Source organism: Saccharopolyspora spinosa NRRL 18395, assembly GCF_000194155.1.
Lineage (GTDB): Bacteria > Actinomycetota > Actinomycetes > Mycobacteriales > Pseudonocardiaceae > Saccharopolyspora > Saccharopolyspora spinosa.
The window spans coordinates 398,788-412,145 of sequence record NZ_GL877881.1 but is presented as its reverse complement, the minus strand read 5'-3'; the positions used below and the strand labels follow the sequence as shown (position 1 = coordinate 412,145).

Annotated in this window: 12 protein-coding genes; 6 read left to right on the top strand and 6 right to left on the bottom strand. The window is 66.1% G+C overall.

Annotated features, from left to right (window positions below; all coding sequences use genetic code 11):
- The first annotated feature begins 13 nt into the window (after positions 1–13).
- The 3 genes from SSPN_RS47395 (at position 14) to SSPN_RS63355 (ending at position 3,716) form a co-directional block, all read left to right on the top strand.
- Complete coding sequence (locus tag SSPN_RS47395) at positions 14–1,183, top strand: cytochrome P450 (RefSeq protein WP_237710925.1); 1,170 nt, start codon at positions 14–16, stop codon at positions 1,181–1,183.
- A gap of 21 nt (positions 1,184–1,204) precedes the next feature.
- Positions 1,205–2,194, top strand: coding sequence for an alpha/beta fold hydrolase (locus SSPN_RS0135195; protein ID WP_010314280.1), 990 nt, complete (start codon positions 1,205–1,207; stop codon positions 2,192–2,194).
- Between the two features lie 151 nt (positions 2,195–2,345).
- Complete coding sequence (locus SSPN_RS63355) at positions 2,346–3,716, top strand: RNA polymerase subunit sigma-70 (RefSeq protein WP_010314278.1); 1,371 nt, start codon at positions 2,346–2,348, stop codon at positions 3,714–3,716.
- Positions 3,717–3,909: 193 nt separating this feature from the next.
- Here the strand turns inward: SSPN_RS63355 and SSPN_RS61920 are convergent, their stop codons facing one another.
- From SSPN_RS61920 to SSPN_RS52830, 3 genes are all read right to left on the bottom strand, one after another.
- Complete coding sequence (locus SSPN_RS61920) at positions 3,910–4,398, bottom strand: GNAT family N-acetyltransferase (RefSeq protein WP_272941793.1); 489 nt, start codon at positions 4,396–4,398, stop codon at positions 3,910–3,912.
- A 509-nt stretch (positions 4,399–4,907) separates the two neighbouring features.
- On the bottom strand, positions 4,908–5,192 hold the full coding sequence (locus SSPN_RS63105; protein ID WP_083822280.1) for a DUF4916 domain-containing protein: 285 nt from the start codon (positions 5,190–5,192) through the stop codon (positions 4,908–4,910).
- 850 nt (positions 5,193–6,042) lie between these two features.
- Positions 6,043–6,651: a choice-of-anchor C family protein gene (locus tag SSPN_RS52830; RefSeq protein ID WP_170121597.1), complete on the bottom strand. Its 609-nt coding sequence runs from the start codon at positions 6,649–6,651 to the stop codon at positions 6,043–6,045.
- Between the two features lie 468 nt (positions 6,652–7,119).
- On the opposite strand from SSPN_RS52830, the gene SSPN_RS0135175 reads away from it, so the two are divergent.
- Positions 7,120–7,440, top strand: a complete 321-nt coding sequence (locus SSPN_RS0135175) for a GYD domain-containing protein (RefSeq protein ID WP_029536050.1) — start codon at positions 7,120–7,122, stop codon at positions 7,438–7,440.
- Between the two features lie 177 nt (positions 7,441–7,617).
- On the opposite strand, the gene SSPN_RS47380 is transcribed toward SSPN_RS0135175, so the two are convergent.
- Positions 7,618–11,508: a CHAT domain-containing protein gene (locus SSPN_RS47380; protein ID WP_010314269.1), complete on the bottom strand. Its 3,891-nt coding sequence runs from the start codon at positions 11,506–11,508 to the stop codon at positions 7,618–7,620.
- A 143-nt stretch (positions 11,509–11,651) separates the two neighbouring features.
- Here SSPN_RS47380 and SSPN_RS0135165 point away from each other — a divergent pair, with 143 nt between their 5' ends.
- Both SSPN_RS0135165 and SSPN_RS0135160 read left to right on the top strand, forming a co-directional pair.
- The gene (locus SSPN_RS0135165) at positions 11,652–11,996 is read left to right on the top strand and encodes a hypothetical protein (RefSeq protein ID WP_010314266.1); all 345 of its coding nucleotides are present in this window, start codon (positions 11,652–11,654) and stop codon (positions 11,994–11,996) included.
- Positions 11,954–12,877 (top strand): hypothetical protein, encoded by a 924-nt coding sequence (locus SSPN_RS0135160; protein WP_010314264.1) that lies wholly within the window; start codon positions 11,954–11,956, stop codon positions 12,875–12,877. The genes SSPN_RS0135165 and SSPN_RS0135160 overlap by 43 nt, the downstream gene beginning before the upstream one ends.
- A gap of 32 nt (positions 12,878–12,909) precedes the next feature.
- Here the strand turns inward: SSPN_RS0135160 and SSPN_RS57255 are convergent, their stop codons facing one another.
- Complete coding sequence (locus SSPN_RS57255) at positions 12,910–13,068, bottom strand: hypothetical protein (protein ID WP_158309689.1); 159 nt, start codon at positions 13,066–13,068, stop codon at positions 12,910–12,912.
- A gap of 36 nt (positions 13,069–13,104) precedes the next feature.
- On the bottom strand, positions 13,105–13,278 hold the full coding sequence (locus tag SSPN_RS57250) for a hypothetical protein (RefSeq protein WP_158309688.1): 174 nt from the start codon (positions 13,276–13,278) through the stop codon (positions 13,105–13,107).
- Positions 13,279–13,358: the final 80 nt, after the last annotated feature.

Below are 13,358 nucleotides of genomic sequence, written 5' to 3'. Positions count from 1 at the left end.
GGAAATGGTTTTGATGAACGCATCCACACAGCCTGAAACCACTTCCTTCGACTTTTCCGAGAAGTGTTTATCCGCGCTTACCTCCTGGAGTGAACAAGTTAAGCAAGTAACCCTCGCGACGGGTGAAAAGGTTTGGCTTGCCAAGGGGTACGAAGAGGTGCGGTTGATTCTTTCGGACGCCCGGTTCGGCGCCGGCGATGAGCCGATACATCGACCTTCTTGGTCCGAAGACGAGCGCAAGATCGGCCGACTGCTGCATAATGACGCACCCGAACACGGATGGTACCGTCAGCCGCTGAACAAGGTATTCTCTGCCCGCCGGATCCAGCGACTGGAGCCGCGGATTCGCGAAATTACCCGCGAGCAACTCGATGTGCTCTCGAAAAGGCAGAACCGATCAGCCGATCTGATCGAAACCTTCGCGCTGCCGGTACCAGAGCGTGTTATTCATGAAATGCTTGGCATTCTCCCCGTTTTTCGCTCTCAATTTAGAGAAATAATCGAGGGCCTCTTGCGTCGCGGTCAGACGTCGGAGGAAAGCCGGGTGGTCGTGGACCAAGCCCTCGATTGTATGTGCCGGGTGATCGAGGAGATTCGGCGCGCACCCACTGGTGGCCTCCTTGACGAGCTTATCGCTACCGGGCAATTCGCCGATGTCGTGCTCGCTGACTTGGCCGTGACGTTGCTGATGGGCGGATATTTGACCATAACCGGGATGGTCACCGAAAGCGTAGCCGTGCTTAGTCAGAACTCAGTGGCCCGCCGCAACCTTCTTGCGGGCGCGCTGCAGAGCTCGGAAACCGTCGAAGAACTACTGCGCTACATCACCGTTATTCAGTACGGCGTAGACCGGGTTGCCCGCGAGCACATCAGACTTGGCGGTCAGGAGATCAAGGAAGGGGACCGCGTCATAGCATTTCTCCCGGCCGCCAACAGAGATCCGGCGCTTTGTCCGCATCCTGAAGAGATGGACGCAACCCGACGCCGGGTTCGGCATGCATCCTTCGGCTTCGGCCCGCACCAGTGCCTAGGGCAGCAGTTGGCGCGAGTCGAACTTGAAGTGATGCTGGCAGAACTGTTCGGACGTTTCCCTCACCTGCGGCCAGCGCGCACCTGCGAAGCGTTGCCGCGCCGTATCGAAACGGTAATCGGCGGGTTCGATCGGTTCCCCGTCACCTGGTAATCTAATTAAGGGCTAATAGCAGTGACCTCCATTACGCATCGATTTGTTCAAGCGGGTGACGTCCGCCTGCATATCGCCGAAGCCGGCACTGGGCCGCTGGTTCTGCTCTTGCACGGCTTTCCCGAGATGTGGTATTCGTGGCGCCATCAAATTGCGACCCTTGCCGAGGCCGGGTTTCGAGCGGTAGCGGTGGATCAGCGCGGGTATGGCCAGAGTGACCATCCGGTTTCCGTGGAAAAGTACTCCATTATGCATTTGGTTGGCGACGTCATCCAACTGCTGGATGCTCTCGATGAGAAAGAAGGTGTGGTCGTCGGTCACGATTGGGGCGCGGAAGTAGCGTGGCATACAGCGCTCATGCGGCCAGACTTGGTACGTGGGGTGGTCGGCCTGAGCCTGCCGTACCGGCCCCGTGGCTCGCAGTCGCAACTCACTGAAATGGTCGAAGCTTTCGGCGACGGTGTTTACACCAATTACTTTCAACGCCCGGGCCCGGCAGACGCGGACCTCGGTGCGGACCCGCACAAGACCTTCCGGCTGATGCTTCGCGGTTCACGAAAGTCGTCCCAGTCCAAGACCCATGCCAGGTCACCCGCACCCATCGTCCCTGCTGGTCGCACATATCTCGACATCTATCCTGAACCTGAGAAACTTCCTACCTGGCTCACTGAAACCGATATTGAGACCTATGCCGCCGAATTCTCGGCCGGCTTCAGCGGTGCACTCAATTGGTATCGCAATATGGATCGCAACTGGGAACTCACCGCCTTCTTGCAGAACAGTGTGATTCGTTGTCCCGCTTTGTATCTGGTGGGCGAACAGGACCGATGTTTGAACTTCCCGGGCGTGCGGGACGCAATCGAGCGCATGGATGAGCTCGTGGCGGGCCGAAGTGAAGCCTTGGTCCTGCCTGACGTCGGGCATTGGACGCAGCAGGAAGCACCAGCGCAAGTCAGCGCCGCGATAATCGAGTTCGCTCGTTCGGTAGCAGCGGTCGTATCCCCGCACTGAGGGGCCTTCCCCATTCCCGACTTGCTTGCCCGTCGGTTCCGGATACCGGTGGTGCCGGGCATGCGCGGTAGCGACGCGTTGCACCGCTTCCGTGCCACCATGTGGACGGCGCTGAGAACGACGGTTTCCGCTTCTGGTTCGGGAGGGACGGATGTCGGGGGACGGGCTGCTGGTGGCGGCCGCGCTGGCGGGTGACACGGTTGCGTTCGAGCAGTTGGTCCGCCCGTTCCGCGCGGAGTTGCGGGCGCACTGCTACCGCATGCTGGCGTCGGTCGAGGACGCCGAGGATGTGGTGCAAGAGGTCTTGCTCAGAGCGTGGCGGGGCCTGGACAGGTTCGACCGGCGCGGCTCGATCCGGCCGTGGCTGTACCGGATCGCCACGAACAGGTGCTTGACGCTGCTGGAGCGGCGCGGGCGGCGCGAGCTGCCGGCGGATCTCGGGCCGGACGCGCCACCGGCCGATGTGGTGTGGCTGGAGCCCTTTCCCGACGACCCGGAAACGCGGTCGGTGGCGCGCGAAAGCGTGGAGTTGGCGTTCGTGGCTGCACTGCAGCACTTGGCGGCTCGCCCGCGCGCCGTGCTGATCCTTCGGGAGGTGCTCGGGTTCTCGGCGCGCGAGGTCGCGACGCTGCTGGACACCACGGTCGCGTCGGTGAACAGCGCGCTGCAACGCGCCCGCTCAACGCTGGACCGGCAGGGCCCGGGCCCCAGCCAGCAGGTCGTGTTGCGGTCCCTGGGTGACGATGGCGTCCGCGAGCTGGCCGGCAGGTACGCGGCCGCTTGGGAGCGCGCCGACGTCGAGGCGATCGTGGGAATGCTGACCGCCGACGCGAAGTACTCGATGCCACCGCTGCCGCAGTGGTTCGCCGGTCGTGAGGCGATCCGGGCGTTCCTGGCCGAGGGACCCGCTGGAGGTCACCGCAGGCAGCGATACGAGCTCGGACGTCGCGTTCGCCCACGCCCTGCTGCGCTGCGGCACCCCCGAGGAACTGGCCGAGAACCCGGACCGGCGGCTGCGACTCACGCTGGGGCTGCACAAGGAACACGGTCGCTGGGTGGTCGCGCACGAGCACCACTCCTTCACCCACCCATCGAGACGACCGCCGAGGCCGAGGTGCGCGCGGTGCACCAGAATTGGTTCGACGCCACCGCCCGCAAGGATCTCGACCGACTGATGGCGCACATCGCCGACGACATCGTGTCCTACGAGCACGAAGCACCCCTGCAGTACCACGGCGTGGACGCGGTTCGCGAAGTCTGCGGGCGCGGGCTGGACTGGACCGGCGGCGCGGTCGGGTGGGACGTGCCGGATATGACGGTGCTGATCCGCGATGACCTCGCCGTCGTGTGGGGACTAAACCGCATGCAAGCCGAACTGCCGGATGGCACGAGCGACGAAAGCTGGTCGCGGGGTACCCGCGTGTTCCGGAAACGCGGCGACCGCTGGGAAATGGTCCACCAGCACGTCTCCTTCCCCTACGCCCCCGAGACCGGTGCCGCTGTCACCGACCTCCGCCCGTGAGCCACGCGGTGGACGGAGGTGAATGGAGGTGGACGGTGCAGGCCCGTCGCCACGCAGAACTGGCGGCGCCGCTTACCACCGACGACCGGCCAAATCGGATTGCCGCAGGCGTGACCGCGCCCGATTCCAATGGCACCAACGAATTTCGCTGCGGTGGAAGGTGCGACGACGCCAGTGGCATTGCGCCGGCGGCTCACGCCAGGGGTAGTTGCATGATCGTCAGGTCGAGCCATCGGCCGAATTTGGTGCAGACCTCGGGCACCGTGCCGACGTGGTGGAATCCGGACCGCTCGTGCCGCCGGATCGAGGAGGTGTTCTCGGCTTCGACATCGGCGAATATGACGTGGTGACCAGCCTTGCGAGCCGAGGCGATGAGGGGGGCCAGCAGCGCGGAGCCGATGCGGAGCCCGTGCTGGCCTTCGCGGACGTAGACGGGGTCCGCCACTGTTGTGCCGGTATCCGTCCGGTTCCCGCCACGGGCCGTAGACCGCGAACCCGGCCACTTTGCCGTCCGCCTCGGCCACGAACGCCGAGTCGCTCTCCAGGTGGGCGGCCAGCTAGGACGCCCCCTTCGGTAGGGGACTGCTGGGGCTGTGTCCGCTGGGCCGTCGAGTTCTCGATCGCGCGGCTCGGAGACGCAGCGTGGTGGAGTTTCAGGTAAGCATGTCCAACGTGGCTTCATACCCTCTTAACGAAGCATCCCCAACGTCGGTTCACACCCTCTTCAACGAAGCATGCCCAACGTCGGTTCAAACCTTCTTCACGATGACTTCAGGCCCCTGGTGGCAATCCGGATGCCGCGTTGGCCGACGTCGCCCGGGTCAGCCGGCCGACCGTCCATGCAGACCTTCGGGCCCGCTGCATCGACCCCGACCAGCGCCAGGAGGACACCGCCATGACCACCACCGCGACCATCGAGGGCCTGACCGGAGACCCGACGCCGACCACACCACCATCAACACGGCCCTACGGCGCTACCTCGACCAGCACGGTCGTCAGGGCATCTGAAGCGCTCAGCGCAGCGCTGTATCCAGGGCTTTGTTCGCGCAGCTGCAGGCAGATCTCCCGGAGGGCCCGATACCGGCCGGCAGATGCGGAAGCCGTCATATCGCTGGGTCGGCTTGGTGGTTTGATCGAGGGTCAACCAGTCAGAAGGCGCGGTACAAGACGCTTTGCCCGAAACCGAGGTCGTCATGCTCGGGAAGCGGGTCGGGACGAGGACCAGCGGAAATCGATGGCTTTCCCACGAGGACACGGGTCACCCGACATGACGCAGGTGTAAGTGAGAGCGACGGCATGCTTGCGGGGGTCGAAGAACTCGCCGGTGTCAGGATCGGGAAAGTACTCCGCCACTTCCTTCAGATTCACAGTGTCGAGGTCGAGTGAAACTCGGTCACCCCGCGCCCAATCGAAGACCGCTAGACGGCGTTCGGCAGCGGTTCGCCGTGTTGGGCTCCGCCGCCCACGAGGCACCATCGACGGCGGCCCCAGAAGGTGTTGCGGAGTATCAGTCCCACCAAGCGCTCTGGCCCCGGGTGGATCGGCAACACTTCGATGCACAGAATCGGGATCTTCTTGGTGATCTCGTCGTATTCGGCCTTGGGAATCCACTTTCCTTTGGTCGAAGAACTGCTGATTTCCCCCGGACCTCTCGGGGAGCCTATGCCTGGGTCGGCATTCAGTTGCCCACCGCTACAGCCGACATGCCGCCGCTCCAATCAAGCTGTCCACGCATTCCTCCAGAAGGCGCTTCGCCTTCCTCTCTTAGACGTAAACCATCGAATAGTCGAAAAAGACCGACGCCGGGAAGCAGGCTGGAACCAGGACTGAAACTCCAGTGACTCGGGATACGCGACGCCGACCTGCTTACCCACGTGGCTTGCACGCTGATGGCCTGAGGAATGGCCAACACCAAGGTAACCAGCATCGCCCCCAGCGTGAACAGCTGAGTCAGGTCCGCACGCCGCCACGGATGGCCGACGGCGGTTTCGCGGGCCGACCAGCCAGGATCGGCTCCTGAACAGCGAAGAGCGCCCGAACTGGCAGGTCCGGACGCTCTTCGCCGTCATCATCCGAGCGAGTTTTGCCGGTCTGCAGTGGTACGGCCAGTCCCGGCCTGCCGAAAAACGGTGCCGCGCCGCGCCCCCCGCCGAGGCGATCGGAAACGGTGCAGGCTCTCGCTCCGGCGCTGAAAAGCGACGAGAGTCGGCGGGTGTGAGACGGCCCTGCCCCACACCCGCCCTAACAGCCGGTTTAAAGAACTTGCGCGTGCTGTGCAGGCCGCACCGGCGATCCGACCGGGTTGCCCACCATCACCGCGCCCGGATCACCCGCAACACGGGGGAGGCGGGCAGGACTTGACCGTGACGTCGTCGATCACCGGTCCCCACGCACTGTTGGGGGTGGTGCTGGCGAACGTCAACGTCGTGGATGTACTGGTGGCCACGAAGGTCACCTGCCGTCTCACATAGCCCATGTTGGTCGTAGTTTTTCCGGTCGTGTCGAAGGAAAAGTCTTGGAAATTCTGCCCGTCGATGAGGACTTTGCCCGTTTTCAGGATCGCCGATCCGCCGGGATTGCCAGCAAGGGAATACGTCACCGTGTATCCCGTTCCAGGGACCGTGGTAAAAGTCTGGGAAACAGCCCCCGCAGTTGTGCCGTTGAGGTCGACGGACTGGTCACCCTCGGCAGCCTGCCAGTACCCTGCACCGATCAGGTCGATATTCCCACTCGCCACTCGCCACGGTCCGAAAGACTGCCCCATCGTGATGTTCTGGAACGTGTTTGCTGCTACCGTTGGTGTTTCGAAACTTCCGTCGTCAAAATGGCTGATCGCGCTCGGCGATGCGGAAGCCGGTGCCGCCAGCAAGGTGCCTGCACCGCCGATAAGAACGGCCGCCGTGGCAGCAGCGAGGTAGTTCCGAATGGGCAGCAATGAATCCTCCAAGGGAAAGGTGAGTTGCAATAGACCGCAGTTCAGTTATCAAAATCGCAGGTAGCGACGCAGAAACTGGTTGCGGCCCACTGAAAGTAGCTGGTTGATTCGCATGTCACAATGGGCCTTTCGGGTCGGCTTGGGCGGCCGTATGGGTGGTCCCGTCTTGCCTGCTTGAAGTTTGTGCTCCCGCAGGTGTGGCTGACGATGCGTGATCGCAAGACTTACATTTGACTATTCAAGATTGCCAAAATTTTTCGGTCCTGGACGATCATCGGATGAATTAACTGATCGTTCGTCGAGCCGCGTAGCGGCCGTGACCTGCTGGCGTTGTAGGCGGCCGCGACCGCTTGTCCCGCGGATGAGTAGTCCGGGCGGCTGTTTCGAATGGCCCAGCCTGCTCTAGTGCCCGAGGGTGGGAGCAGAACCGCGGCTGCGGGTGGCCGCACGGTGAAGTGGGGGAGCGACATGCCGAAGTACTTGGTGCAGGGCAGCTACACCGCCGAGGGGACGAAGGGAGTGCTCGCCGAGGGCGGAACCGGGCGGCGGGAGGCCGTTGAGAGGGTCCTCGGGTCGTGCGGCGGAACGCTCGAGTCGATGTACTTCGCTTTCGGCGACCATGATTTCTACATCGTTGTCGACGTGCCCGACGACGCCTCGATGGCCGCCACGGCTATGGCGGTGCGGGCCACCGGCGCCGTGACGTCCAGGGCGGTGCCGCTGCTCCGCCCCGAGGACATCGACGAGGCTGTGCGGAAGGCGGTCGACTTCCGCGCCCCCGGCACCTGACGGCGGCGGCTGATGTCGGTGCGGTCCGGACCTGCGGCCCCCCGGAGGCTGCTGCGCGCTGCCGGGATCGCGACCTATGGACCGCAGTTCCGGCGTAGCCGTCTGATGTGGACAGTGGTGGCGGATGGGCCCGTCGGTCGAGGTTCACCGCAGATCATCTCGCTGCCATTGCCCGGGCTATGGGCCGGCGTGGACGTAGCCGGCCCATGCCGACGGGGTCAACGGCTCCTCGTCCCGCAGTCCCCGGATCACCGCATGCAGCGCGACGGCAGGTGGCAGGCCGCTGGTCAGCCGGTGGTAGAAGCCCTTGGCCACCTTCGCCGCAGTGCTGTCCGCCACCGACCAGAGCGATCCGACCACATTCCGGTAGCCCGCCAACTGGAACGCCGAGGCGATGTGGATCGCCTCATCGGCGAGGCGGGTGCTTCCGCGCGCGGTCGAACACGCGGAAAGGTACGCCAGTTCGGCGTCCTGCAACCTGAGCCGACTGATCTCGATGACGCTCAGCGGGCTGTCGTGCAGCAGCAGATGGCTCTTCGAAGGGCTGACCGGATCGCTGTGCGCGTGGCAGGCGAAGTGCGCCCAGCTCGAGTGGCGGAGGGCGGCTATCACGGTGTCGTGCGTCGCTTCCTCTTCGATGAGGAGTGACACGTCGCCGCGTTGCTGGGCCAGATCCTCCACCTCGGCCCGCGCGTAGGGCAGCGGGTGCTGCCCTCGTGTCACGGGCATCGCCGCCGCCAGTAGCCGCTGATGCGGCGCAGCAGGCCGGGAGCGGGCATGGGAGAGCGCGCGGATCGTCGGTGTGTAGGACGACACGACGCGGTCCAGCACGGCGGCATCTTCCCGCACCGGTTCGCCCGGTTCGCCCGGGAACCGGCCGGCGGCGTGCAGCGGGAGGAAGTTGAGCAGGCCGGTCGGGGACCACCAGACCCTGGGCCAGGGCGCGCCTTCGACGGGCGCGGCTGTGTACCCGAGGACTTCCAGCACCGGGCCGGCTACCACGTCCCACAGCCAGCTCAGCGTCCGCCGGACCACGACCTGTGCCGTCGCTCGCTCGGCGAAGTCGCCGGAATGCGTGCTGACCAACGCTTCCTGGAACACCGGGATCCGCTCGTCCAGTTCCGTCGTGCTCAGGTCGGGCAGCCGCATGATCCGGGTTTCGCCCCCGGTGAGCACCAGCGCGTCGCAACGCCACGCGCTGACGTTGATCGTGACCACCGGCCCGGCCTCGGCGGCGGGGAGCATCGCCGCCAGGCTGGCAGGTCGGAGGAAGTCCACGAACCCCGGCACGTCCCTGATCCGCACGAGCAGTTGGTCGCGACGCCGGCCCAGCCGATGGCGCCGATCCGAGTCCGGCATCCCCGAAGTCCCAGCGGCAGGCGGTATTTCGCCGAACCCGGTCGTCGCGTCCAGTTCGTTCCTCAGTTCCTCCCATTCGCCGGCGAGTTCCGGGTGCTTCACGCGCAGTTCCGCCAGCTCGTCGCGGCTGTCGAGAACGCGCGACAACAGGACCCCGCGCCCCTGCTCCAGGAGCTCGAACGCCTCGGCGTCGAGGCCGGCCCACAGCGCACTCGCGGCGGCGTCGGATGCTACCCGCCCAGCGCTGGCCACCTGGTGCTCCAGGTCCATGCGGTGCAGGTTGCGGGGCGCAAGCAACGGAAACAGGCCGACTGCCTCCCGGTATCCCTCCGCGGCGACGTCCCACTGGTCGGTCGTGGCGCCTAGCCTTCCCAAGAGCTCGGCGTTCTTGAAACGTTTTGACGGCTGGGCCGTCGTGATCGACGTGGCGACCTGGGTCACCCGGATGGCTTCCAGCGCATGTCCGATGGCGCCGGTCCGTTCGAACAACGAGCCCAGTGCATGACCGAGAACGCCCAGGGTGTCGGCCCGGTCGGGATGGCCCGGCGGAGTGGCCGCCACCGCCTGCCGCGCATTGTCCACGGCTTCGACGATGCTCTGCTCGCGCCCGGTCTCCTGGTAGTCGTCGAGCAGGGCCAGGCTCCGGTTGCTCAACGCGCGCCCGCGGACGGGATGGCCGTCGGGCAGCGCATCGGCCGCCTGCCGGTGTACGTCGAGCGCCGCCCGCAGATCGTCAGGCTGCCCGGTGTCGATGAACCACCGGGCGCGCAGCATCAGGGCCATGTTCGCAAGTCGCCGTCCGAGCTCGGGGTGGTTCGGCGGAGTCGCGGCGATCAGGTGCCGGCTGGTCTCGATGGCTTCGGTGATGCTGGATTCCTCGGCGGAGCGCAGGTAGTGCTCGTAGAGGTAGCCGACCAGTCTCGCGAGTTGGTTGACGCGCTCCGGGTTGGACGCGGGAAGCGCGTCGACCGCCGCGCGCCCGACCGCGATGGCTTCCTCGAGCGTGCGCAGGTCCGCGAAACGCTGGTAGCGCGCGATCAACGCGCTTGCCAGAGCCGACATGTGCAGGGTGTGCTCGGGGACCTTCACCGGTACGGCTTCGGCCTCCCGCATCAGATCGATCGCCTCGTCCAGCTCTGCCGGATCACCAGAACGGCGTTCGCGCGCCAGGAGGATCTCGCTGAACTCGAAGAGGACCCGAGAACGCATGAGATCGTCAGGCGGGCACTCGCGCACGGCCCGACGCCCGACCCGCTCGGCCTCGTCCAGGTCGGCGCGGTCTTCGTCGGCGGCCCGCAACAGCAGGTTGGCCAGGGTCGACAGCCGCAAGGCATGCTGCGCGGATCCATGCCGGGTGTCCAGCGCGTCTTCGCCGAGTGCGACTGCCCGCCGAGCCGCTTCCACCGCCTCCTGGATCCCTTCCCCGGTCAATACGTGCCGTGTCCTCAGCGCCATGCTGAGCCTCAACCACAGTCCCGCCTCGACGCCCGGGGGCTCGCGGAAATCCCGCAGGACTGTCCGCAGCGCGTCCACCGCCTGCTCGCACAGGTCGAGGTCTTGCTGGGCCGTGGCAAGCTGCTCGAGGCACTCTCCCTCCACCGACCGCGCCAGCACCCGAACTTGCTCGTCCGGCATGTCGGCGCCGAGGGCGACGCGAACGTGGTCGAGGGCTTCGTTTACCAGCCGCAGATCGAGGGTGCAGGAGGCGAAACGAGCAAGGAGTGCTTCCGCGAGGCCCAGCCGGTCGGTGACGTTCTCGGGATCCAGCTCCAGCAGGCGGCGGTAGACGGCGACCGCCTCCTCGACGAGGTCTGCCCGCGGCCACCACGAGGTGCGGACAGCCAGCAGCTTCGCGAGTTCGGAAAGCCAGGCGCGGGCCGAACCGTGGTCAGCGGGCACCGACGCCACCGCGGCACGCACGGCATCGATCGCACGGTCCAGCAGCGCTCGCTCGTGGGTGTGCTGCCAGCGCATCCGGAGCACCGTGCCCAGTCCGTACTGGGACCTCCCGTAGTTGGCGTGCTCCGGGGGTGTTGCGGCGACCGCCTCCTCGAACACCGAAACCGCCTCGGACAGCCGTGCACCCGCAAGGTCGTTCCCACCGGGGAGAACGAGCGCGTACCCCAGGTTGGTCAGCAGCCAGCTGCGGCTCGGATCGTCGGTTCCAGTGCCGGCAATGGCCTCGCGCAACATCTCCACGATCTCGCCTCGGGCGTCCTGATCGCCTGTGACGTGGCGCTGCGCGAGCAATGCCAGGGCGAGGTCGCCCAGCCGTCCCGCGCGCAGCGGGTCGTCCTGCCGGGTCGTCGCGACCGCCTCGCGTGCATCGCGAACGGCCTCGGCCACCAGCGCGGGATCCTTGCGCACTGCTGACGCCGACAAGAGACTGCCCGCTAGGTAGCTCAGGATTCCGGCGCGCTGCGGAGAACTGGACGGGCAGAGCTCGGCGGCACGGCGCCCGACCGCGATCGCCTCGTCGATCGCGGTCACGTCGCGCACTCGCTCGAATTCCAGTCGCAGCACGTAACCCAGTTCGGCGAGCATCGCGGCAAGCATCGGTTCGCCGTGCTCGGCCAACCTGACGGCGTCTGCCAGCGTGCTGATCGCCTTGCCCAGCGCGGTGGCGTCACCGGTCTGCTCGTACCGCGCCCGCAGGGCCACTGCGGACGCCGCCAGGTCGCGGTGGCGGTGCGGATCCGGTTGCGCCATGAGAACTCCGGCTCATCGGGATGATGCCCATGTACCTGACGAGCTCACCTCGCGATGGTGCGACACGGTCGCCCGTTGGGCAGTTCTGGTTACGATACCGGCATTTCGCGCAGCAGTGCGATCGAGATGTGGAAGATGGAACCGTGCATCTGGACAACAACCTCGCCGGGTTTTGCGAAGCGCTGCCGAAACTCTCGCAGTTCGCGCGCCAGCAGCAGGTTTCCCCGGTTCTCGACGACGTGCTCCGCAAGATCAGAGAAGGTGCTCTCGTGGTGGATCAGCTGCCGAGGCTGGGCATCCCGCGCGACGTGTTCGAAGGGCAGCGATCGACCGATCACATGATTGTGCCGGGCCTCGGTTCCCGTTCGGCGGCCGAAAGCTACAGCTGCCCGAACGGACGGTGTGACCGCCAGGTGCGGCGCACGCCAGGCGGACCGGTGCCCGAGTGCTGGTTGCTGGACCGGCCGCTGCGCCGGACACGCGGGTGAACGCCTTCTTCAACGAGCTGGGCCGCAAGTTCGCGGAGAAGTGGTTCTCCCTGCTGGTGCTGCCCGGCTTGCTGCTGGTGGCCACGGCGCTGGTGGCCGGCATGCTCGGCCACTCGCACGCACTCGACTGGAACGAACTGCTGCGTCGTGCCGATGCCTGGTCCAGCGCGCTGGGACGCCGACCGCCGATGGCCCAGTTGCTGGTGGTCGGCGCGGTACTGCTCGCCTCCACGATCGCGGGGCTGATCGTGCGTGGCCTCACCGCACGAACCCAGCGGCTGTGGCTAGGTGTCTGGGTGGATGCGCGATCGTCCTGGGTGTCCGCAGCCGGGGAGAAGCTGCGAGCACGTCGAGAGCGCAGATGGCGCGCGGCGGACGACGCCTCCGCTGAAGCCGTGGATGAGGCAACCAAGCACCGCTTCGCCAGGCGGCGCAACCGTATTTCCCTGGCGACGCCGGTCCGGCCGACCTTCATCGGTGACCGGATCGCCGCGGCGGATACCCGGGTCCACCACCAGTACGAGGCGGACGTCGAATCTTGGTGGCCCCGGTTGTGGCTGATCCTCGACGACACCTCCCGCGCGGAGCTGCGGGCCGCCCGCGAGGCGTTCGACACCGCGGCGAACCAGGCCACCTGGGCGGTCGGGTACCTGCTGATCGGACTGTTCTGGTGGCCTGCGCTCCCAATCGCGGCCTGCGTGTGGGTCAACGGGTGGTTGCGCGGGCGGGACGCGGCACACACGTACGCCACGCTTATCGAGTCCACTGTGGATGTCTTTGCGGCCGATCTCGCGGTTCGTCTGCGCATGCTCCAGGAGGGCGAGGAATTCACCCGTTCCACCGGCGAAGACCTGACCTTCCTGTTCCGCAAGGGGACATGAGGCCGGAGTGCGCGAATGGCACTGCTCGCTGATCAGCTGGGTCCGAGGTTCGACTCGCGCACTAGCCATCCGCCTCCGGCTGCTGGGCGGCCCCGGACGATCATGACCTGGTAGAACGCGTCCTTGCCCGGGTCGCCGTCGGATCTCCTGGTCCGGTGTGGACGGACGACGTGCAATGCCTCGGCGGTCATCTTGCTCAGCGCGAAGATCGAGCCGGTGACCGTCGTCTAGGCCGCCGAGCAGGCCGAGGTAGAACAGGTAGGGCCGACCGGGCCGATGGCGGTGCCCAGTGCGGCCGCGATGTCGTCGGCCGTCTCGACGCCGCTGCCGTCGTGCAGCACCTCGGCACCGATCGCCCACACTCCAATGCGGCCCGGATGGTGGGTGGGCTGCGAACGCATGATGATCGATAGGCCGATCAAGGTTCGTAGACGCGGCACGCGTAGGCGCGGCATGGCGAACGCACCGGCCACACCCGGCT

What these genes read in the sequence shown, in the direction of transcription:
- SSPN_RS47395 (WP_237710925.1), top strand. Translation starts at nt 14, where the DNA reads ATGAACGCATCCACACAGCCTGAAACCACTTCCTTCGACTTTTCCGAG.
- SSPN_RS63355 (WP_010314278.1), top strand. Translation starts at nt 2,346, where the DNA reads ATGTCGGGGGACGGGCTGCTGGTGGCGGCCGCGCTGGCGGGTGACACG.
- SSPN_RS61920 (WP_272941793.1), bottom strand. Translation starts at nt 4,398, where the DNA reads ATGAAGCCACGTTGGACATGCTTACCTGAAACTCCACCACGCTGCGTC.
- SSPN_RS63105 (WP_083822280.1), bottom strand. Translation starts at nt 5,192, where the DNA reads ATGGTGCCTCGTGGGCGGCGGAGCCCAACACGGCGAACCGCTGCCGAA.
- SSPN_RS0135175 (WP_029536050.1), top strand. Translation starts at nt 7,120, where the DNA reads ATGCCGAAGTACTTGGTGCAGGGCAGCTACACCGCCGAGGGGACGAAG.
- SSPN_RS47380 (WP_010314269.1), bottom strand. Translation starts at nt 11,508, where the DNA reads ATGGCGCAACCGGATCCGCACCGCCACCGCGACCTGGCGGCGTCCGCA.
- SSPN_RS57255 (WP_158309689.1), bottom strand. Translation starts at nt 13,068, where the DNA reads ATGACCGCCGAGGCATTGCACGTCGTCCGTCCACACCGGACCAGGAGA.
- SSPN_RS57250 (WP_158309688.1), bottom strand. Translation starts at nt 13,278, where the DNA reads ATGCGTTCGCAGCCCACCCACCATCCGGGCCGCATTGGAGTGTGGGCG.